The organism is Flavobacterium panacis (assembly GCF_024649945.1).
In the GTDB taxonomy this organism is placed as follows: domain Bacteria; phylum Bacteroidota; class Bacteroidia; order Flavobacteriales; family Flavobacteriaceae; genus Flavobacterium; species Flavobacterium panacis.
On sequence record NZ_JANKMS010000006.1, the window covers coordinates 330372 to 351752 of the forward strand.

A 21381-nucleotide genomic window follows, 5' to 3' on the forward strand; every position below is an offset into this window, starting at 1 on the left:
CAAAGATTAAAAAAATGAAAAAAATACTATATATGGCAGGATTTGTAACGATGGGTTTCTTTGCTTCCTGTTCCGATTTTTTAGAAAATGATCCGCGTGGTGTATTGTCGGAAAAAGATATTGTTACGCCAGCAAATGTTGAAGGGTTTATGAATGCTGCTTATGCACAGCTAGGAAATGATCATTACGATTCTCCATACAGTTTATGGCCGTTTGGAAATGTTCGTTCAGATGATGCCTACAAAGGCGGAAGTGGTACAAATGATATTCAGGATTTTCACTTTTTCGAAGTTTCAAATAATATCCGTCCTGATTTTGGCGAACTGGATAGTTTTTGGTACATCAGTTATGTAGGGGTTTCAAGAGCAAACAAAGCCTTGAAAGCTTTGGAACAAATCTCAGAAGCCGATTATCCGCTAAAGAAAACGCGTATGGCTGAAATGCGCTTTTTAAGAGGACATTTTTACTTTATGCTGAAAATTATGTTCAGAAATGTACCTTATATAACTGAAGATATCGCGATAGAAGATTATAAAACGATTTCAAACAAAGCGCTTTCAAACGAAGAACTTTGGGGAAAAATTGCAGAAGATTTTCAGGCAGCGGCCGATAACTTGCCTGACACACAGCCAGAAATCGGACGTGCGACTAAAAAAGCGGCTTATGCATATTTGGCAAAAACAAGATTGTATCAGGCATACACACAAGATGAAACGTTTAAGGTTACAGGAATCAGCCAACAGCATTTGCAGGAAGTAATCGCTGCAACCGACAAAGTAATCGGAAAAGCATCTTTAGAACCTGATTTTGCAAATAACTTTTTACCGGGAACTTACGAAAACGGACCAGAATCTATTTTCTCCATTCAGTTTTCTGATAATGACGGAACGCTTTACGGAAGATTGAATTTTTCAGATGTTCTTTCTACACCGCAAGGTTTAGGTTGTTGTGATTTCCATAAACCAAGTCAGAATTTAGTGAATGCTTTTAAAACAGGAGCAAACGGTCTACCTGAATTTGACACCTACAACAACGAAGATTTTGATTATAAAAATATTGATGCCGTGACTGTTGATCCAAGATTGTATCATACCGTAGCGATGCCGGGACTTCCATACAAATATGATCCTGAATTTCTATATGTTGAAGCTTGGGTAAGATCTCCGGGAACGTACGGATATTATGCTTCTTTAAAAGAAAACGTTGCCCCAAACTGCAGCTGTGTGGTAAATATTGATCCGTTTTACGGAAATTCAAAAAACAGAATCCAGATTCGTTATGCAGATGTGATTTTGATGCGTGCCGAAGCTTTGATTGAATTGGGAAGACAATCTGAAGCTTTGCCGTTGATCAATGAAATCAGAGAAAGAGCTGCACAAAGTAAAGGAAGATTACCTTATGTAAACAACTTCAAAATTAGCACTTATATAGACGGAAGCAATTGCAACTGGACTCAGGATTTTGCCCGTAAAGCTTTACGTTGGGAACGTCGTTTAGAATTGGCAATGGAAGGAAGCCGATTCTTTGACCTTGTTCGTTGGGGAGTTACAGATCAGGTTATGAATGATTTTTATGCAAAAGAAAAAACAAAACGTACCTATTATCAGGATGCCTTTTTTGATGCGCATAAAGAGGAGTATTGTCCAATTCCGTTGAAGCAAATTAATTTCAGCCAGGGATTGTACAAGAGAGCGAGGATCGAATATCAGTGAGCTGGTATGTATGATTAATTTTCCAGACATGTCCGGTAACATCTGAACTATCCTTTGCAAATCATCTTTTGGGATGAATAATAGTACGATATCTGTATCGGCTGCCTGCTCCAAGGAACATAGAGAAACATGGGATCCCATCTTTTGCGCTACGTCGCGTATCAGGCTGTTTCCTTTTGGATTGTATATTTTGACTTCGTAACCTTTCAGGGAGCATCTGGATGCTATTTCTAAAGTAAGACTGCTGATTCCTATAATTCCGATCTTCATAATAATGAGGTCTGATTGTAATTTAATTTAGTGAAACTCAACATAACCGGCAGGGAGTTGGTCATGATGGGGTTTATGGTAAAAATATTACAAATGTTTGATATCCGACCAGGTGTTTCTACCTGTTTGCCTTTTGTTCTTTTGTATTCAAACACAGGTATCAAAGAAGATATACCTAACCATTGGTAGGGATCGAGTATCGAAATAGGAAGGATGGCTTGATTCTGAATGTTTGTTTTACCTTGGTTCTCAAGGAAGAGGAAACGGTTTTAGTCCGAGCGGCCGATCTGACGGCGATATTCTCCGGGAGTAAGCCCTACGATCTGTTTGAAGATTTTCGAAAAGTGTGGCAGGTTTGAAAAACCGGTATTCAGGGCAATTTCCAAAAAGGTTTTATCCGATGTGGTGATAAGGTACTGTGCGCGTTCGATTTTCTTTTCATGTATGTAATTCAAGGGTCTTTGTCCGGTGTGGATCAAAAACTGTTTGGAAAAATAGTCCTGATTCTGATTCACTCTTCGAGCGAGATCTGATACGGTGATATTTTCACCCAGGTGGATCTGCACATAACTCATTGTGTCAAGAATTTTGGAAGGAATAGCCTGTGTGTTTGGGGAGCTGTACTCTTCCCTGGCCAGGAACCTGGAAACCAGAAAAAAAATAATGCCCTGATTTTCCAGTTTGAGAGCTGTTTTTGCCGCATTGTTCAATGCCTTGTATTCCTTGTAATAAACTTCCCTTTCGTATACTTCGGGGTTGTCGGACCTGTTGATTCCTCTTCCCGGATTGCTTTGCAGCATTTTTTTGATCAGAGTGATTTCAATTTCGGATGCAGGGAGTTTCATTACCCGCCTGTTGTTGTGGAATAAGGATATTCCATCGGAGGATTCTTCAAAGAACTGGAGGAAGAACTGGCTTAGATATTCCTTGCAGGTCAGACTACAGACCGTAAAACTCGGAATAAGGTAAAGACATCCGGGCTCCAGGGATATGCTGCCGTAATTGTCGGTGATAAGACCGCTGCCCTCATCTATGAAGTACAAACGGTAATAGGGACTGATCACATTGGGATAATTCCACCTGTGATCGAGTTTTACATGATCGATATGAAGCAGGGAAAAGGAATGTTTAAAGGACATTTTGGACTGTTATGATTTTGTATACCGTTTTTTGATAAAACAAAGACGTTTTTAAATAAAGGATTGTATTTCAGGAAAGTTACATTTGTGTTGGTTTTTATCATAAAATATAATCGATATCCAAATTTATTGATAAAATAAAAACAAGAACAAAAAAAATACAACTATTATGCTTATGCCTTTGGTTGATTGTGTAAGACTACAGGTCGGAAATGTATAAGCTTTTTAAATGATGAAAATATGGATAGAAGAAATGCTTTAAAATTGGGGATGTCGGCCTTGGCGGGGCTTTATTTGTCACCGTTGCTGGGAAAGGCAAAAATGCTTGACGCGGACTTGTCCGGTTTCGAAGGGCCTTTCAAGCCTACATGGGATTCGCTCGAAAAATATCAGGTGCCTGACTGGTTCAGGGACGCCAAATTTGGCATGTGGGCACACTGGGGACCGCAATGCCAGCCTGAGGCGGGTGACTGGTATGCCAGAGGCATGTATGAGGAAGGGTCGGGACAATACAGGCATCATGTCGAAAAATACGGTCATCCTTCAGAATTCGGTTTCAAGGATGTCATCAATATATGGAAAGGGGAAAAGTGGGATCCCGAAGAACTGGTTGGCTTATATAAGCAAGCCGGTGCAAAGTATTTTATGGCCATGGCCAATCATCACGACAATTTTGATTTATATGACAGTAAATATCAGCCGATATGGAATTCTACCAGGATGGGACCTGGGAAAGATATCATAGGGGGCTGGGAAAAAGCGGCCCGCAAGGCGAATCTGCCCTTTGCGGTAAGCATCCATGCCGCGCATGCCTGGAACTGGTTTGACACTTCCAAAGGCGCAGATAAAAAGGGAGATTTAGCCGGAGTACCCTATGACGGAGTGCTTGGCAAGCAGGACGGAAAGGGTAGATGGTGGGAGGGGCTGGATCCTCAGGAGCTTTATGAACAGGACCACCCGTTGAGTCGGAAGGTTTCTGAGAATTCATCAATCCACAGTCAATGGAACTGGGGGGATGGAGCTTCTTTGCCTTCAGCTGCTTATTGTGAAAAGTTCTACAACAGGACGATCGACCTGATAGGGAAGTACAATCCAGATATGCTTTATTTCGATGATACCGCACTTCCTTTGTGGCCTGTGAGTGATGCGGGGCTGCGTATAGCGGCCCATTTGTATAATAAAAGCCTGGAAAAGAATAGAACTGTACAGACTGTCGTCACAGGTAAAATATTGACAAAACAGCAGCGTAAAGCGATGGTCTGGGATATAGAAAAGGGGCAGAGCAATGAGATAGAACTTCTGCCGTGGCAGACTGATACCTGTATAGGGCACTGGCACTACGACCGTGGTGTCTACGACAGAAAGCAGTATAAATCAGCACAGACCGTCATTCATATGCTTATCGACGTGGTAAGCAAAAACGGAAATCTGATGCTCAACATTCCTGTAAGGGGAGACGGGAGTATTGATGAACTGGAGCGTGAAGTGGTAACGGAGATAGGAGTATGGATGAAAGCCAACAGCGAGAGTATTTACGGTACCAGACCATGGAAGATATTCGGGGAAGGCCCCCAGCAGGCAAGTGCCGGTGCTTTGAAGGCGCAGGGATTCAATGAAGGAGGTGGAAAGCCCTACACTGCGGAAGACATCCGGTTTGTACAAAAAGGCAGCAGGCTTTTTGCAACGGTAATGGCCTGGCCAGAGAGCAGTTCGGTTTTGATTAAAAGCCTGGGAAACAAGGCAGGCTACCATGCGGATAATATTAAAAGCGTGAAGTTGGTCAGCACGGGGGAAAAGCTGGAGTTCAAGAGATATGATCATGGGCTGGAGGTGAGATTTCCTGATCAGAAACCGCAGGCCTCCTATGCCAATGCATTAGAGATAATGGCGTAGGCAGCGTGAATCTTGTGGTGGACTTGCAGCTGGATTTTTTTTGAATCGTTTTATTAGTGCGTTATCTTCCCTATAAGACCATAAAGAGTGCCCATTGGCCGGGTACTCTTTTAGGGATCAGTTCAGATTTCTGTATTCTTTCGGTGTATGTCCGGTTTTGAGCTTGAAGAGCTTGCTGAAATATTGAGGATATTCAAATCCGAGATCATAAGCAATTTCACCCACGGACAGGTTTGTGGTCAAAAGGATGTTTTTAGCCTTCTCCATCAGATGGTAATGTATATGGTCCTGGGCGTTCATGCCTGTCTCCTTTTTAAGCAGGTCGGTCAAATAGTTCGGGGAAAGATTGACTTTTCCGGCCAGGTTTTTAACGGTCGGAAGTCCGTTTTTCTGTATGTTTTCAGTGATCAAGGAATCCTGCAGCAGGGCTTCGATTCGGGCGATGATATCTGTATTGGTATTTCTTCGCGTGATGAACTGGCGCCCGTAATAGCGCAGGCAGTAATTCAACAACACTTCAAGATTCGATACGATAAGGTTCTGGCTGTGGCTGTCAATATTTTCATTGAGTTCATTTTGGATTTTTAGGACACAGTCGTACAGAATCTGTTTTTCTTTTTCGGAAAGATGAAGTGCTTCGGAGGTTTCATAGGAAAAGAAACCGTATTCTTTGATTTTTGCGCCCAGGGACGTGTTTCTGATCAAATCCGGATGAAAGAACAGACCCCAACCCATCATGTCATCCCTCTTCTCAATTTCAGTATCCATGGTAAGCACTTGTCTGGGGGCGATGCACATCAGGCTTCCATCCTGGAAATCATAATGCTGTCTTCCATATTGAAGGCCGTTGGCACAATAGTTTTTAAACATGATGGAATAGAAACTGCAGCAGATTCTGGTCCCTTGTTCCAAATATTCGTCTACGGTGCTGAAATCAATAACGGCAATCAGGGGATGATGCAGGCTTCCCTGTTGCACAAATTTATTTATATCAGAGATGCTTTCCAGATTGATGATTGGTTTCATGACATGATTTTTTTGTTGAAGAATACGTGAATAGTATTCAAAATTACTTTTTTTTCTCTATCGGTAGGTTTTAGGCTCCATAAGTATCTTTTGATAATAGCGGTCGGCTCTTTCCTGCGAAAAATAATCAACGGCCAGACCTGCCAGTGCAAAAAGGGCCAGCCCGATACCGGCGGCCTGCACATTTGGGTTTTTGGAGTACCATAAAAGAAAGACGGTAAGGGGAAAAAGAACCGTAGCGGTAATTTTGGATATGGTATATCCGACCTGGAAATCCTCGACACGTTTTTTCTCCGTATGTACAAAAGACCTACTGTCCTTTTCAAAGTCCTCAGGATAGCTGTCAAGTCTTTTGTTGTTGGTGATAATCATCGAAAGACCGATTGCGGCATAGACACACCCTACAAGAATAAGAGGGATCAAAAGTGCTTTGGAATTCGGGGTCTGGCCAAATTTTGCAAAGAGAAGCCCGGATGCAAGGATGATGATTCCAAAGTTGCTGATAAAATAGGCTTCAAAAAGTTCGCCTGTTATCCAGTCCAGAGTATGATTGTAGAAACTCATAATTTATAGCGATGCCAGGTTACTGTTTTTCCCAATATTGATATTCCCAGAAAGCCCCTGAGTGAAAGCTTGTCATTTTTGATCCATGTCCTGCAGGTGTAAGTATCACCGCTTGGGGGATCATAAATGCTGCCGTCCGTATACTGCTCTCCGTCCCATTTCAGACCGGTGAGGCTGACCATACCGATAATGTTGCGGTTTCGAAGCCGTATGTCGGGATTTTTGGTGTCTTTTTTGGAAGTCCCGTCCTTTTCGACAACAAGATTTCCCCACAGTAGTCTGGCGCAATAGCGGTCTCCGCTTTTGAAGAATTCCATTCGTACATCTTTTTTGTCGGATTCCCAGACACCCGTAATATCTTTTGCACTGTCCTGAGCATGCAACCCGGTACACATGACCAGCATTGCTATACGTATAATTTTAGTAGTTTTCATATTTTAAGGACAGCTACTGCATCTGGCTCATCACAATCTTATCGAATAATTTATCTCCTAGATAGGTTCTCATCCATACCATCGGTTTGGCAAATTTTCCAACCCTGTAACGTGTTTTCGGATTGCTGCTGTTTACGATTTTCACAATCGTATCCGATATTACCGAAGGTTTGGAGGAACCATTGCCCTGGGCGGATTTTCGGGTGCCTTCAATAATCTTGTCCATCATGTTTTTATAGGCGCTTTGTTTCGTTATCTTTGAAAAGTTGTCCAGCAGAACATTACCAAACTCTGTGGCGATGAATCCCGGTTCAAGTACAACAACCTTTATGTTGAAAGCTTTCATCTCCAACCTAAGGCAGTCGCTTAATCCCTCCACTGCATGTTTGGAGGCATGATACCATGCGCCCATGGGAAAATACATTTTGCCTCCCATGGAAGAGGTGTTGATAATAGTCCCCGAATTTGTTTTTCGCATGTAGGGAACCACTTTCTGTGTGACTGAAGCCATTCCGAATACATTCACCTCAAACTGTCTTCTCGCCTCATCCAGGGATATGTCTTCTACGGCTCCATACAATCCAAAACCGGCATTATTCCACAATACATCAATTCTTCCTTCTTTTTGGATGATTTTTTCCACTGTACGATGGATATCGGATTCGCTGGTGACATCCATTTCCATCGTATGGCCTCCCAGAAGTTCCAGGTCTTCCATTTCATTGATCCTTCTTGCCACGGCATAAACAGAATGTCCCTGCTTTATAAGGGTTCTGGCAGTTTCTTTTCCCATTCCGGAACTTGCTCCTGTTATTAGGATTACCTTTTTCATTTTTATAAGTTTTGAGTTATGATGCAAATTTAAATACGGACCGTCGCTCGGGATGAATACATATCCATGATTGTTGTATACTTATTTCAGATTGGTTGAAATCCGGGAGGGGCAGGGAGGATTTTATGGCAGAACCTGTTTTGTTGGAATAAAAGGGGTGTGGTGTCATACGTGATAATAAGTCGTGCAGAAACAAAAAGCGTCTCCGTATTGAAATGGGACGCCTTTTTTTTGCATTTGTGGTCAAAATGTATTTGATGTTTGCCTCATCGTTTGAAAAGTCCCGCTTTTAGGTCTGAACCTATCGAGCCTTCCGCCAATTGGAGGTAATTTCGTTTGCTCTGGTCTTTTTCGATGACCACCGTACCGGTGGTCTGTACATTTTTCATTTCCAGAAAATCCGTTGATGTGGCATCACTGTCGCTCAACGAACCGCTTCCGTATCCTGCCAATTTGTTGTAATGGGAGAAAATACAGTCGGATGCCTTATAGTTGCGTATACTGCCTTTTTCCCTTATCCAGATTGTGCTGGTAGCGGCTATGATGTTGTGATGAAAGTCGAAATCATCCCCGTTGGTACCCTGTGTGGTCCAGACACCACAGAAATAACCACCGTATACCAACGAATGGCGCATTGCACTGCGGCTGCCGGTTTTTCCATCGTTCTTCCAAAAAACAACAGGAATTTTACAGTTGAAAAAAACACAGTGGTCGATAACCAGGCCATAACCGTTTGCTATAACTCCGACATGTAACGGCAGTACATCCACATTCCCGGCAAAAAGACATTGTGTAACAAGCAGATCATCCAGTTTTTTTCCATCACGCCATATGGGGTAGGACCTGCGAAGATTATCAGCATCCAGATAGGTGTAATCGGGACTGCCTGTAAAACGCAGTCCCTCAATGGTTACGTGGCTTACCTCGGGTTGTATGCCCCTTGCTTCCTCTCCGCCTACACCGGGTTCCAAAGGTACTGCCGTTATCACGACAGGCATTTTTTTCGGTGTCCAGTCCGCATCGTCGGGCATCACTTCGGCACGAATGACAAGACGCTTGGTAAAACTGTATCTGTCATTGGTAAATAGGATGGTTTGGGACAACAGATGGATGCCTTCCGAAAGGATGATGGTTGTTTCCTCCTGCCGCTTGTTCAGATTGACGCGCCTGGCTGCCTCCGTAAGGTTTTTCAGGGGCTGGGTCCTGTTGCCAGGATTGGTGTCATTGCCTGTTTTGGGATTGACGTATAATTGTTCCGCCTGTATGCTTGGCATGCCCATAAGGAAAAATAAAAGAACGAGTGCTGTAGATTTGATCATATTAGTTTTTTTAAAATTAGAAGACCCAGTATTGCTGGGCCGGTTGAAGGGGATGCAGTGACGTGTTTGAAAAGTTCCTTTTTTTTTTAGGGTCCCAAGGACAAATTCTACAGGCGAAACCAGCATTGCCAGAATCCTGATTTGTGCATTCGGACATCTCAAGGGAGCTGTATGTCAATAGTCCGTCATTATTTTTACCATGTGTTTTGTAAAACGATTTCTCCAACCGATTCGTTTTTGTTTCCAATTGTCTTTACAATGGCGTACCTTGAATAGTTTTCAACGGTAATTTCAATAAGATAGGTTTGTGGACTGAGTTTTTTTACTGAAAATTCCCCATTGTCATCGTTGACTTTAAAATCTTGGATCATTTTTTTTTGATCTGTGGAATTATCGATTTTGAAGACCTTGATCGAAAATGATTCAATAGGGCTGAATCCGTTATCCAAGATCCTTCCCCAGACGCTAAAAGTTTCCTTGTGAGGCTGGAAGGCAAAAAGCGGAATAGAAAGCAAGAGGGTTGAAAGTGTTCTTTTCATTACATTGAGGATGTTTTGTTTATAACTATCAAGATTCATTATAGAGCCTTTTTTCGTTTCCGAAAGCGCTTTGACGACTTGCCTGACTGCCGATTGCTGCCATAAAACATTATTCTGGATTGATTTCCCAAATAAGTTTAGAGATCAGTGTATAAGGCCTGTGGTTGCATTCATTGATGGCAATCATGATTTTTACGGTTGTGGAAAAAACCGTAGGTAGGGTTTGGCGATACTCTTATTTTTTATACAGTATCTTGATAACCTTGAAGTCACCTCCGCTGCTGTCAGCCGTAAAAAGTCCTATTTTTCCCTTTGTTTGATTGCCGAGTTTTTCCACTGTGAGTGAAGGGTACTCCGCATTGTTTATGTAGGCCCTGACAGTGGCGGCCTCGATTTCCAATCTCATGATGAACCAGCCGTCGGGGTTTGGTGGGTTGGGGATTTCCTTTTCGTAGAGGGCATTGTACTCATTTCGTAATTTTTCCCATGTGAAATCGGGTTGGGAAATGTATTGCAGTGCGTGGATTCTCCGAACGGAGTCTTTGGCAAAGAAATTGAATGGACGGCAATAAACCGCATCATACTTGCTGTCATCGGTGCCATGGAAGGCAACCCCGATAAAACTTCTCTGGAAAACGTCTTTTCCCCTCATTTCAATTTCAATGGTGCCGTTGCTGAAGTCCTTGACAGGGAGCCATACGATGCCTTCCTTTTTGTTTTCCGATATTTTAAGATAAGCTCCGCGGTGGCCTGAAACGATTTTGATCTGCCTGTTTATTGGTATGAGCTTTGCTTTTTTGTAGAGATCGGCGAGTTTGATCACTTCTTGCCGCTGGCCCAACAGGATACAGGGGATTAGTATCATGGCAAGGATATACGCGGATGCGGTCTGCTTTTTCATGGAAAGCTTGTTTTTATAGTTGATAGTTTGATGTTTACTGCTGAGAAAAAGACCATATTTCGCGTGTTCCTATAAGGACGCCGGTCGTATCTGGATCTAAACATTCTCAGTTACAAATGTATCGTGCAAACAAGGCGGAATACTTACCAGTTAGATAAAAAAACTACCATTTTGATAAGCATTTCGGAATTCTTTTGGGGAAAGCCCTGTCTGGGTTTTGAAGAAACGTGTCAGGTGGTTGGCCTGGGAGAACTGCAACAGGTATGAAATCTCATTTATGTTGAGCTTCGTGTAAGACAGCAGGGACTTTATTTCGAACAGGATGAATTCATTGACCATTTCAGATACGGTAATTCCGAACTGCTTCCTGATGCATTTGTTCAGCGTTACCCTGCTGATACCCAACTGCAGTGCGTAATGGTCGATGTTTCTTGTGCTGCGGACTTCTTTTTGAAGGAGTTCCTTGAACATAAATGCAATGCTGTTGTTTTCCGTTTCCGAAGACAGAAGGTAGTACTCCGCATAGGTGCGGTTGAGCTTGATTAATGTAAAATACAAAAGCGATCTTATGATATGTTCGCTGTCCGATCTGAATGTTTTTATCTCATCGAGCAGCTCATGGATTATATGGACCAACTGTGAGAAGAAGCCTTCATTGGCCTTTATAAAGAGCGGTTTGGTCTTGTTGTAGAAGAACTGCAGCCTAAAGGAAAATAGCTTGTCGGAGAAGAAGCTGGACAGAAAACTGTCCTGGAAAAACAGGAAATAACATTCGATTTCGGTCTTGTCCACAAACCATCTTCTTTTTTGAAATGGGGAAACAAAGATGATCGTATGATCCGAAATTTCAATCCTCTGCTGATCCAGTTCCAGATAGCCGTTTCCCTTGGAGAAAAATATAAGCTCATAAAAATCTGTCTGATGAAGTTCACTTTCGAAAAAATAATTAGGAATGTCCTTATAGGTGCCTATATCGATCAGGAGCTCAGCATCATATTTGTTTTTCAGAAATTTAAATGTCTTCATGGTCAACGTTTTTTTTTTTTGGGGCATTGGTGGGATGCGGGCGGGTATATGAATTGGTTGCAAGGATGGTTGTTCCATTTTATTGGCAGGTATGGGGCTAATGCAATAGGAGCTGGTAAAAATAATTATTTAAACCCAAACTTTGTCATGGAGATCGGTATCTGAAACCAGCTTTTATTGAAAAGTGTCTTTTTGGGCTATGGAAAAGAGAAACAGATCAGGAATTTTGGTTTTATCAAGCTGCGAACAGGAAAGTATAAAACCCGCCAGCTGCTGTCGGGCAGAGGCGGGCTGTCCAATAAACATAATCTTCCAAAAAATGTTTATTTGTATGAAGGGTGTGTGGTGGTATGCGGGCTACGATATAGTATACTGTAAACAGTATACCGTAAAAATACATCATTTGGACAGATGAGAGTTATACAATTGTTTTGGATTGTTATATATTACAGGATGTGGAGGTCCAATTCATAAGATGGAGCTTGAAATTGCCTGGATGGATCAAAAGAACACGGCGCTGATGAGTGTGTGAATGTTTTATAATTCAAGGTTATATTTTATGCCTGAAGTTGAAGTGGAAATACAATGGAACAGTCTTAATATTGCACTGTATTTGAATTGAATCAAGAGGATTGCGCAGCACTTTTCAAAAGAGAATATATTTGATCTGAAAACATAAAATGGGGGTTTTGTCTTTCAGGTTGCCGTCTTATTTTTATAAGACGGTTTTTTTTGTTTACTACAAAACAGTGCAGACTTTGATGTTCTTTTTGAAAAATCGATCTTCCAAATGGACAGTAAAAAAATAGGACGATAATAGTCTTGCTGACAATTTTAAATGAAAAAATAATACACCGCATTTTTTAGCTCTTGATATCCACTGCGAGTTTTACTCAGTTTTCCTTTTTTGTTCCCTTTCCTTTTTTGATCGGATTTTTTTTTATTGTTATTGGAATTTTTCAGTATAATTTGTCTGGTGGTGCGGTATCCGGTTGGAAAGGGTGTGTAGGGAAGAACCTTCTTCTTATATATAAGGGCAAAAAGCGGGATCAGAAAAAAATTCTGAATCTCGTTTTATACGGCTTTTTTTCGGATACTGGCCCATGGATCTACAGCAAACCGCTGTTTGGAGTGCTCTTTGTCATGTATCCGTGTAGCCTGGAAAATTCATTTTATTTTATCTTATTCAATTGTTCATAAGTATATTCCTTGTACTCTATTCCAAATCGTTTTGTGTTTTCTTCAACTGTGGTGTCGAATCCTGCTTTTTTTCTGCGTTCATTTACGTTTTGAGGATCTTCAATAGGCAGAACATAAATAAAGTTTTCCTTTGCTCCGGTTTGGGAATTGGTTATTGTTCTAAATCCCAGCTGTGTTCCGTATACCTGCGGTTTTGATTGGCCTGTCAACTTCCTGTCCAACATCATGGCGGCATACTTACAGGGCAGTTCTCCATTGACTGCGGCCTTTTCGATCATCGGATAATATTTTTCAATTTTGTCGGAATGCTGGATGACATAAAAGACAGCGGTATTTGCCGGTTCTCCGACCAATGATTTTACGGGATAGCCGTATTGCTGCAGTATGTCCTCAACCCTGATAATGTTTTCGGCATCTGCCGTTTTGATGAGATTCCAGATATTCTCCTGCAAATATTCCCTGCTCATATGGGTCAGGTCCGCAATTTGGTTCCTCCTGTCTTCTGTGATTTCATTATCCGAAAACTCCCTGTAGATCTGGTCCTTGAATAGAATTTCCTCGAGTTCTTTTTTGAGATTTTTGTTGATCAATGTTTGGGACTTGCAGCCAATTGATGCAAGGCAGCTGAAAAGAATGATTAGATATTTCATTTTTTGTTTTTTATAGGCAAAATTGAGTAAAATATCCCGTACTTGATTGTAAAAATGTAAACTAGAGCACCAGCCATGGGTTTGCCGTTTTGTATTCGATATTCCCCAACAGTTTTTTTGGGGCCAGATCGGTCAGCCTTAAGGATTCTTTTATAAAATGCGACTGGTCGTAAAACAGGTTTTCACTCTGCAGGATGAAAAATCAATTGCATTTCTGAATCTTTGCAGTCTTCGGTATTCAATTGGTGTCTTGCCCAGGCAGGACGTAAGGATCTTATGGATATACTGTCTTGATATCTTGAGTTCATCGGCAGCTTCTTGGATGTTGCGGCTGTCCAGCAATGCAAGTATATTCTGGATTTTATCCAGATCAGCGGCAGTAAAACGGTCCACCCAGTACTTTTCAAGCAGGTCGATGGATTGCTCGATTGTTTTTTCCGAAAGTGTCCTTTTCATTTCGTATTGAAAATCGTCAAATGGGATAAAATGCACGAAGCTTTCACCTGAATAATACTTTTCAAGTTGATCTACAAAGTGGTTTAATCCCAACGGCTTGAAATACACCGTTATCTCATTTACCTTTCCATGGTACTGAATCCTGATCGGTTTGGAATAATTATAGGTTAGGGTGGAAATGGGATTCGCATTTTTGCTGTGCCGGCTGATCACGCTGTTTTCCTGAAGTGTAATCCGGCTTTCGATGGCAAAGCTGACAATTTGAAAATTGTTGGGAAATGTAAAATATGCGAAAGAAAAATCGTTTTGGTCGCTTTTAAGAAAGTAATATCCCTCGATATATTTTGAGAGGAACTTGTTTTTTGGTTTGTGGAATGATAGCATGGGATTTTTCTAGAATAAGTATAAAGATAGGAATTACACCCAAACAATTGCTTTTTGTTTGGCATAAGAAAATCTACGGCTTACAAACCACCAAAAATGAATGCTTTTGAAGATATGTTCTAGGTACTCCTTCATATCGGTGCTGTGGAATCAAGATCTGGTTTTTATTTGCTGTTTTCATGAAAGTGTGCTCATTTAATGGTGTTGTCATTGCTTATTTTTGGAAGATTTATGAATCTTTGGCAGCAATCACTCTTTGTTTTTCTTACAGGAATGTCATCCGGACTATGTACATTGTCAAAAGCGGTATATCATAATGATAAAGCAACAAAATACTTTTGAATCGGAATTCTGGAAAGCAGATTTAAAATCACAACAATACCATATGAAGAAACAAACAAGACATGATTGGAGTAGACAGGAGATTCAGGATATTTATGATATGCCTTTACTTGAATTGGTTTACCAGGCGGCAAGTGTGCACCGTGAGTGGCACAAACCTTCGGAAATACAGGTATGTACGCTACTTTCGGTAAAAACGGGAGGATGTCCGGAGGACTGTTCTTATTGTGGTCAGGCAGCCCGTTATCATACCGATATAAAAGTACAGGCGCTTCTCTCGACAGAGGCGGTGCTGGAACATGCTCAGAAAGCAAAAGAAAGCGGCTCATCGCGTTTTTGCATGGCTGCGGCATGGCGGGAGGTGCGTAACAACAAGGATTTTGACCGTATTATAGAAATGGTGAAAGGTGTGAATAGTCTTGGATTGGAGGTTTGCTGTACTTTAGGGATGCTTACCGAAGAACAGGCCATCCGTCTGCAGCAGGCAGGCCTTCATGCCTACAATCATAATCTGGATACCTCGGAAAGTTATTATGACGAGATCATCAGTACCCGTAGCTTTGATGAACGGCTTGGGACGATCAACAATGTCAGGAAAGCCGGTATTACGGTTTGTTCAGGAGGCATCATCGGCCTAGGGGAGACCCCGGCTGACCGGGTTTGCATGCTGGCAACTTTGGCCAGGATGCCGATTCACCCTGAGTCCGTTCCGGTCAATGCATTGGCACGGGTCAAGGGAACACCATTGGAGAACAATCCCAAAGTACCTCTCTGGGATATGGTCCGAATGATTGCGACGGCACGTATCGTAATGCCGGCCTCGATGGTACGCCTGAGTGCAGGACGCATTGAAATGACCGAAGAGGAGCAGGCATGGTGTTTTATGGCGGGTGCAAATTCCATTTTTACAGGAGAGCGTGAAACTTTATTGGTGACGCCGAATCCAGGGATTTCACAGGATATGCTGATGTTTCAGAATCTTGGACTTGGACCTTTGGTTACAGGGAAAGACAGTATCGGCAGATCGGTTTGATTCTTTGAACAGAAGCCGTAGAGATTTTAATTGTAATTATTTGCAGGTATCCATTGAATCTTTAAGTGGCGGAATCGGCAAGATAGAATATGTCTGGCTACATTTCGCCTAGCTCCAAATCATACGGAATTGGAAGGGACTGGGAAATTATGGTCGTAACCGATCTTAAATGTTTTCTCACTGTCCAGAAGTTCTTACTGACAGGATTCAGAAAGTTCGTTTCTGATGATAACGCCGGCATTTTTCCCAATACTTCCCCAGAGAGCTGGTGAAGGGTAAAGGTTCATGAGTTGAGCATATTGCTTTGCGGTCTGTTTTTCTTTTGCATTCCTTTTGAGCAGTCGACCTAAGCTGGGTATACTCAAATTGTGATATAGATTTCCTATTGAGAAGAGAAGAGGGATTTAATTTCAGGCATTTTGTATAATGGAACAATAAATAATTAGATTTGCCTAAAATTAGCAAAGGCCTTTTTAAGTAATGCAAAAGTTGTTTTTTCCATGGACAGATTGAAATATATCCTTTTTACAGTTGTGATTGTCTTTTTTTGCCATACTGTTGAAATACAGTCCCAGACAAGGGAAATAAGAAAACTGCAGAAAAGTCTCAAGTCTACAACAGATAAGAGACGGCTGGCGGATCAATACAACAGACTGGCCATGCTTTCCCAAATGCGTTTCAGGGATTCCTGCCAGTACTATTCGGCAAAGGCACTGAAAATATCATATGACATCGATTATCCCAAAGGGATTGCCGATGCGCTGAACTGCCAGGGGATTTACTACCTGTCGCTCAACAATTATCTTTCCGCAAAATACTTCAATGATGCCCTGGCGATCTATAAAGAGTTGGGGGATGACGAAAACCAGGCACAGCTTTTAATGAATATGGGCGTGCTGATGTTTATAGACAACAACCGAGGCGAAGCTAGGAAATATATCTACAGTGCCTATGACAAAATAAAGCGGACGGGAAAGGATTCGATACAGTCCATCATTCTGAGCGACATCCTGACCATCGATGCTGATCTGACCGATGAAAAGAGAAATGAAATTTTCAGCAAGGGATTGGCAACAGCTGAAAAGTACAGGGATTATCCGATGATAATTTCCTATCAGAACAACTTGGGCACACAGCTCTACAACAGCGGCAAAAAACTTGAAGGGGTGCGGGTTCTGGAAAAATCGCTAAGTCTGGCGGAGCGGGAGGGCAGCGAATACATCAAGGTCTCCGCCTATATGACGCTGGGTGAAATGATGCTGGATCTGGGAAGATTCAGGGAAGGGATAGCATATTATCAACTGGGCATGAAAAGCTCTGAGAAGTTCGGTTATACAGAACGTTATCTTGCCTTTTCGGAAAGGCTTTATAATTTCTACAAGGAAAGGAACGATACGGGGAATGCCTTCAAATATGCCGCGCTGCTTTTGTCCAAACAAAATGAGTATGCGCAGGCGGTAAAAAAATCGGGGTACAATTATCTGGACTATGTGTCAAGGGAGTCGCTTTTGTCAAAGACAAAGGCCCGTTACGAAACGCAGAAAAAACTGGGGCTGCTTCTTGGAGGACTTGCCCTGGCGATGCTGCTTGTAGTGTTTTTTCTTTGGCAGGCCTTGAAAAACAGGAAAAAATTCCTTAAGGCGGAGCATGAACTCCATCTGGCATCCCTGGAAAGAAATCGTGAACTTGAAATTTCGGAAGATTTCAATACCATGCTGATCTCCATACTGGCCCACGATATCCGGGAGCCTTTCTCCAATATAGAGATGATCAGCCGTTTTGCTGATCAGGGACATATTGATTCCAGGGAAGAGTTCAAGGAAGTTTTGAATGAACTCAATAAAATAACCCTTCAGGGAACCAGTTTCATGGACGGTATCCTATTGTGGATCAAATCCAGAAAGCACAATTTCAATCTCTACAAAGCGAACGTGAATGCGGATTTGATTTTCAGAGAAGCCAATGTTTTTTTTGAGCATAGGCAGAAGGATAAGGGAATTACGGTTTTATGGGATCTGCCAGTGGATTTTATCTTTTATGCGCCCAGGGAGATCGCACTTTTTATATTCAGGAACCTGCTCAACAACGCTACAAAATACACCCCGGCAGGGGGTAGGATCTCGATCAGTGCCTCTAGGGAAAAACAAAGGACCGTATTCAGGGTAGGCAATACCGGAAAAGGCCTGAGCAGGGAGGTACTGGATTCACTGTTTGATCTGAATTCTGGATCATTGCCGGAATCCATCAACGGCGGGGCGGGGGTCGCACTGAAGATCAGTCAGGAGATGATGCAGAAGATAGGTGGCGTCATGTGGGCTGAAAGCACCCTGGAGATGGAAACCATATTCTTTGCCGCCTTTGAAGAAAGAAAGGAAGGGTCAAAAGGTTTTGATTTATGATTTGTTGAAGGGTATCCAATGGAGGCGGACAGTGTTCTCCCGTATCGATTTGATGCCGGTGATTTGCGTTGTAATAATTTTTGAAATTGCTACGTTTATAAATTAACGGCCCGGTGATCAATCAGGATCTGTTCCTAATTTATAAGGTTTTTGCAATTACGTTGCCTGGCCCATATTATTTTTTTAAATTTTCAATACAATCATTATAAGCCGATTCCCTTTATCAGGCCCGTCCTGCCATTGGATTTAATACTATACGCAAATGGAGAAAGATGTCAAAGAGCAGATAAGGCTGCTTATGCTCAGTTATATAGAACTTGATGATTCCGAATGGAGGTACTGCAGCAGTATGCTGAAAGTGAAGAAAGTCCATAAAAAAGAGATTGTCCTTACTCAGAATACCATCTGCAGGAATATTTATTTTGTAGTGGAGGGGCTGCTCAGGGTTTATTTCATCGATCAGTTCGGAAAGGAAAACACGTTTCATTTTGCTGCCGAAAATACCTTTGGAACCGATTATGAAAGTTTTTTGAAACAGAGCCCCGCCCATTATGCCATACAGGCCTTGGAGGATACGATCGTTGTGGAGATCTCGTTGGAGATGCACGAGAACCTCTACAAAAAACTCAGGTACGGGGAAAGGCTGGGAAGATTGATCGCAGAGGATTATTTTTTTATTTTCAATGATAAGATAAAAGCGATCTACGGGCAGACCCCTCTTCAGCGATACAATGCCATGAATGAAAAGTTTCCCAAAATCCTTCAGCGTGTATCCCAGCACCATATCGCCTCCTATCTCAACATCACTTCAGTACATTTAAGCAGATTAAAAAACAGCAGCACCTTGTTGTAGGAAGCAAAATGATAACATATGTTATCGGTTAAAATATTTTTAACGTTTTTCTTTGTTTTTAAGATTTATGAGAATATTCACAAGCCGTCTGCAGAAGGTGGGGAAAAGCTGTATGGGAAGTTTTGATTTTTGCTTTTTTCAGGTCGCTCTGGTAGTCTTTCACTAATTATCCACCGACCGGATCCGTAGTATGTTTTCCCATGACACTGATACAAGGGATGGCGTTTTGTTTAAATACATGAAAAAAATGAGGACAACGGCCAGCATATACAATAATATCAAGAATATCAGGGAATTCAGGAATCTGACCCAGGACCATATGGCTCATGAATTGGGTATCACCCAAACGGCCTACAGTAAGATCGAGAAAGGCAAAACCGCCCTGAGTCTTGATAAACTGGAGCGGATTGCCGAAATACTCGGTTTCAATCTGCCGTTCATCATTAATTTCGATCCTGAAGGCTGTCTCAAAAGTGTCAAGGAAGTTAAAAGTGATGGGAAGGCCGGGCCGGCGGATCAAAACGGGATGATGATCAAGCTTTATCAGGACAAGGCCACGCTTCTGGAGCAGCTGCTACGGAATTCAGAGTCTGAACTGGCCTTCTACAAAAGGAAATACGGTCCGTTGTATTAGGACATCAAAAAGGAAGTAGCTCAAGGTTTGTGTAATGCGATGGCTAGGTTTGTAAATAAATGCCTAAATTTATCTTGCCTGTAACTGGATACTCAAAAAAATATTGGAAATGACAAACCTGTTTCGCAAAAAAAACAGCCAGTTTATTTTATGCCCTTGCCATCCTTTTGGTTTGTATGGACTGTTCCTCGCTGGTGAGCAACTCAAAGGTCCATGCACTGACGACCGATTACTGCAAAACCAATGTAATGTACAGTGACAATGCCCTGCGGACATCGGTTGCCGCACAGGACAGCATCCTGCTTGGGGAATTTCAGCTACCATGACTTTCTGCTTCTTAAGGACATCGGGCTCGTTGTGCCGGTACTGGAGTATCTGAAGGTGGTAGACAGCCAGGAAAAAATGGCGGCAAGACAAAAGGTAATCACCCAATATCTGCTTTTTACAACGGAAGTCGAAGCAGTTGCCGCAGAGTTGGACTGCAACGGTGAACGAATCGACCAGCTTGCCGGATATGTCGATAATCTGAATTCCAAATTCCAGCTGCGTTTGACGGTAGGATCGATACTACTGGGGGCGGCGACTTCTATAACTGCAGCCACCGTGAAAAATGATAAGCTCAACAATACCCTCAGTATTTTGTGTGGAGCAGGAACAGGGGTTTTGGGATTCATGCCCCTGAATCCCAAGGGAAAAAAGTGATGATCAACAGGAAGCGTAATATGCTGGGGGCGATCTGGCATAAAAACAATACCCAGCTGTATCCCACTTCTGTCTGGAATGTTCTTTGCGATAGAAAATTCAGTAATTCGGATGGATTGTTGATGATTGAAACAATAAAGTCAAGGTGGCTCCAATATGGACTTGATGGAGAACAGGGAAATCCTCTGGAGATTCTCTATTTTGGCAGGGGAGGGCTTTATACTGCGGAGGACCTGCATAGGACCGCTGATATGTATAATGAGCTGCAGTCTACTGTCAGGTCGATCCAACAGGATTTGAGAAGTCTGATGTAGGAGTTGAACAACCTCTGAATCCTATAAGGAGCATGTTGATCTGTTTTTTTTATGCAGTTATTTTTCACTGTTTTTTTGGAATTCAGCTTTTGCTCGGATAGGCATTTGCAATTAGTACTGAAGGGTTGTCCCCTATTGTCTTTCCCGATACGATTACAAATTTAACGGGCATCTTTGGAGACAGAATGGAAAGATAGCCGTTCTGATATGAAATCTGCAATGGACAGTCACTGGGAAAGTTGGCGATATCATAGTAATTTCCAGTTTTATTAACTGATACCAGGACCTCATTTTCTTCAGGAATATCAATAATGAAACGACTACTTTGATCAAGTGTTACCTCAAGTACGATCATCGTTCGGTTAGGCAAGATTTTTGATTTCACATTCCTAAATTTTCCTGACAGCACCCTTACCATTGAATCATTATTTCTATAAACAGGTATAAGTTCCTTGTCGCCAGTTAAAAACATGCCTTCCCTAATCTTTTCATCTAGTAGCCTATTGACAGTACGAATAATATTTTCAGCAGTATGCTGGTAGTTTATTTTTTTATCAACCTGAGCCAATCCATACTGTGTGAAATAAAATGAAATCCCGCTGTGGTGGAAAATACCTTGGACCTTATGAGATGAAGTGATAAAGACTTCCATGATCCTGTCTTTAAAAGTATATGCTGTTATGTTGGGATCCATGGGTATTAGTCTTAGGCAGGTGAATTAAAACAGAAACAATCAATATAGATCCGATATTTGTCAAG

Annotated in this window: 19 protein-coding genes and 1 pseudogene; 7 read left to right on the forward strand and 13 right to left on the reverse strand. The window is 42.0% G+C overall.

Annotated elements, in window-relative coordinates:
• Positions 1-14: 14 nt before the first annotated feature.
• Positions 15-1712, forward strand: a complete 1698-nt coding sequence (locus NQQ59_RS14840) for a RagB/SusD family nutrient uptake outer membrane protein (protein WP_144219673.1) — start codon at positions 15-17, stop codon at positions 1710-1712.
• Between the two features lie 15 nt (positions 1713-1727).
• Here NQQ59_RS14840 and NQQ59_RS25345 read toward each other — a convergent pair.
• Positions 1728-1982: pseudogene (locus NQQ59_RS25345) on the reverse strand (NAD(P)-binding domain-containing protein); the annotation flags it as partial.
• Positions 1983-2251: 269 nt separating this feature from the next.
• The gene (locus tag NQQ59_RS14845) at positions 2252-3121 is read right to left on the reverse strand and encodes a helix-turn-helix domain-containing protein (protein WP_144219675.1); all 870 of its coding nucleotides are present in this window, start codon (positions 3119-3121) and stop codon (positions 2252-2254) included.
• Positions 3122-3361: 240 nt separating this feature from the next.
• Between NQQ59_RS14845 and NQQ59_RS14850 the strand changes: the two genes are divergently transcribed.
• Positions 3362-5014, forward strand: coding sequence for an alpha-L-fucosidase (locus NQQ59_RS14850; protein WP_144219676.1), 1653 nt, complete (start codon positions 3362-3364; stop codon positions 5012-5014).
• Between the two features lie 117 nt (positions 5015-5131).
• Here the strand turns inward: NQQ59_RS14850 and NQQ59_RS14855 are convergent, their stop codons facing one another.
• From NQQ59_RS14855 to NQQ59_RS14900, 10 genes are all read right to left on the reverse strand, one after another.
• Positions 5132-6040 (reverse strand): helix-turn-helix domain-containing protein, encoded by a 909-nt coding sequence (locus NQQ59_RS14855; protein WP_144219677.1) that lies wholly within the window; start codon positions 6038-6040, stop codon positions 5132-5134.
• A gap of 57 nt (positions 6041-6097) precedes the next feature.
• Positions 6098-6604 (reverse strand): hypothetical protein, encoded by a 507-nt coding sequence (locus tag NQQ59_RS14860; RefSeq protein ID WP_144219678.1) that lies wholly within the window; start codon positions 6602-6604, stop codon positions 6098-6100.
• Positions 6601-7038, reverse strand: a complete 438-nt coding sequence (locus NQQ59_RS14865; protein WP_222104899.1) for a DUF2147 domain-containing protein — start codon at positions 7036-7038, stop codon at positions 6601-6603. Before NQQ59_RS14865 ends, NQQ59_RS14860 begins: the two co-directional genes overlap by 4 nt.
• Positions 7039-7051: 13 nt before the next feature.
• On the reverse strand, positions 7052-7870 hold the full coding sequence (locus tag NQQ59_RS14870; RefSeq protein WP_144219679.1) for an oxidoreductase: 819 nt from the start codon (positions 7868-7870) through the stop codon (positions 7052-7054).
• A gap of 266 nt (positions 7871-8136) precedes the next feature.
• Positions 8137-9189 carry a hypothetical protein gene (locus NQQ59_RS14875; protein WP_144219680.1) on the reverse strand — a complete coding sequence of 351 codons (1053 nt, stop codon included), beginning with the start codon at positions 9187-9189 and terminating at the stop codon, positions 8137-8139.
• Positions 9190-9383: 194 nt separating this feature from the next.
• Positions 9384-9728 (reverse strand): hypothetical protein, encoded by a 345-nt coding sequence (locus tag NQQ59_RS14880; RefSeq protein ID WP_144219681.1) that lies wholly within the window; start codon positions 9726-9728, stop codon positions 9384-9386.
• A 235-nt stretch (positions 9729-9963) separates the two neighbouring features.
• The gene (locus NQQ59_RS14885) at positions 9964-10629 is read right to left on the reverse strand and encodes a hypothetical protein (protein WP_144219682.1); all 666 of its coding nucleotides are present in this window, start codon (positions 10627-10629) and stop codon (positions 9964-9966) included.
• Positions 10630-10779: 150 nt separating this feature from the next.
• Positions 10780-11655, reverse strand: coding sequence for a helix-turn-helix domain-containing protein (locus NQQ59_RS14890; RefSeq protein WP_257698357.1), 876 nt, complete (start codon positions 11653-11655; stop codon positions 10780-10782).
• Positions 11656-12827: 1172 nt separating this feature from the next.
• Positions 12828-13505 (reverse strand): DUF6624 domain-containing protein, encoded by a 678-nt coding sequence (locus NQQ59_RS14895; RefSeq protein WP_144219684.1) that lies wholly within the window; start codon positions 13503-13505, stop codon positions 12828-12830.
• A gap of 150 nt (positions 13506-13655) precedes the next feature.
• On the reverse strand, positions 13656-14345 hold the full coding sequence (locus NQQ59_RS14900; protein ID WP_144219685.1) for a helix-turn-helix domain-containing protein: 690 nt from the start codon (positions 14343-14345) through the stop codon (positions 13656-13658).
• Between the two features lie 385 nt (positions 14346-14730).
• Here NQQ59_RS14900 and bioB point away from each other — a divergent pair, with 385 nt between their 5' ends.
• The 5 genes from bioB (at position 14731) to NQQ59_RS14925 (ending at position 20308) form a co-directional block, all read left to right on the forward strand.
• Positions 14731-15720 carry a biotin synthase BioB gene (bioB, locus tag NQQ59_RS14905; RefSeq protein WP_144219863.1) on the forward strand — a complete coding sequence of 330 codons (990 nt, stop codon included), beginning with the start codon at positions 14731-14733 and terminating at the stop codon, positions 15718-15720.
• A gap of 500 nt (positions 15721-16220) precedes the next feature.
• Positions 16221-18119 (forward strand): tetratricopeptide repeat-containing sensor histidine kinase, encoded by a 1899-nt coding sequence (locus tag NQQ59_RS14910; protein ID WP_144219686.1) that lies wholly within the window; start codon positions 16221-16223, stop codon positions 18117-18119.
• 262 nt (positions 18120-18381) lie between these two features.
• A complete protein-coding gene (locus NQQ59_RS14915) occupies positions 18382-18972 on the forward strand; it encodes a Crp/Fnr family transcriptional regulator (RefSeq protein WP_144219687.1) in 591 nt (196 codons plus the stop codon).
• 247 nt (positions 18973-19219) lie between these two features.
• On the forward strand, positions 19220-19606 hold the full coding sequence (locus NQQ59_RS14920) for a helix-turn-helix domain-containing protein (RefSeq protein ID WP_186296658.1): 387 nt from the start codon (positions 19220-19222) through the stop codon (positions 19604-19606).
• 303 nt (positions 19607-19909) lie between these two features.
• Positions 19910-20308 carry a hypothetical protein gene (locus NQQ59_RS14925; RefSeq protein WP_144219689.1) on the forward strand — a complete coding sequence of 133 codons (399 nt, stop codon included), beginning with the start codon at positions 19910-19912 and terminating at the stop codon, positions 20306-20308.
• Between the two features lie 396 nt (positions 20309-20704).
• On the opposite strand, the gene NQQ59_RS14930 is transcribed toward NQQ59_RS14925, so the two are convergent.
• Positions 20705-21316 (reverse strand): hypothetical protein, encoded by a 612-nt coding sequence (locus NQQ59_RS14930; RefSeq protein WP_144219690.1) that lies wholly within the window; start codon positions 21314-21316, stop codon positions 20705-20707.
• Positions 21317-21381: the final 65 nt, after the last annotated feature.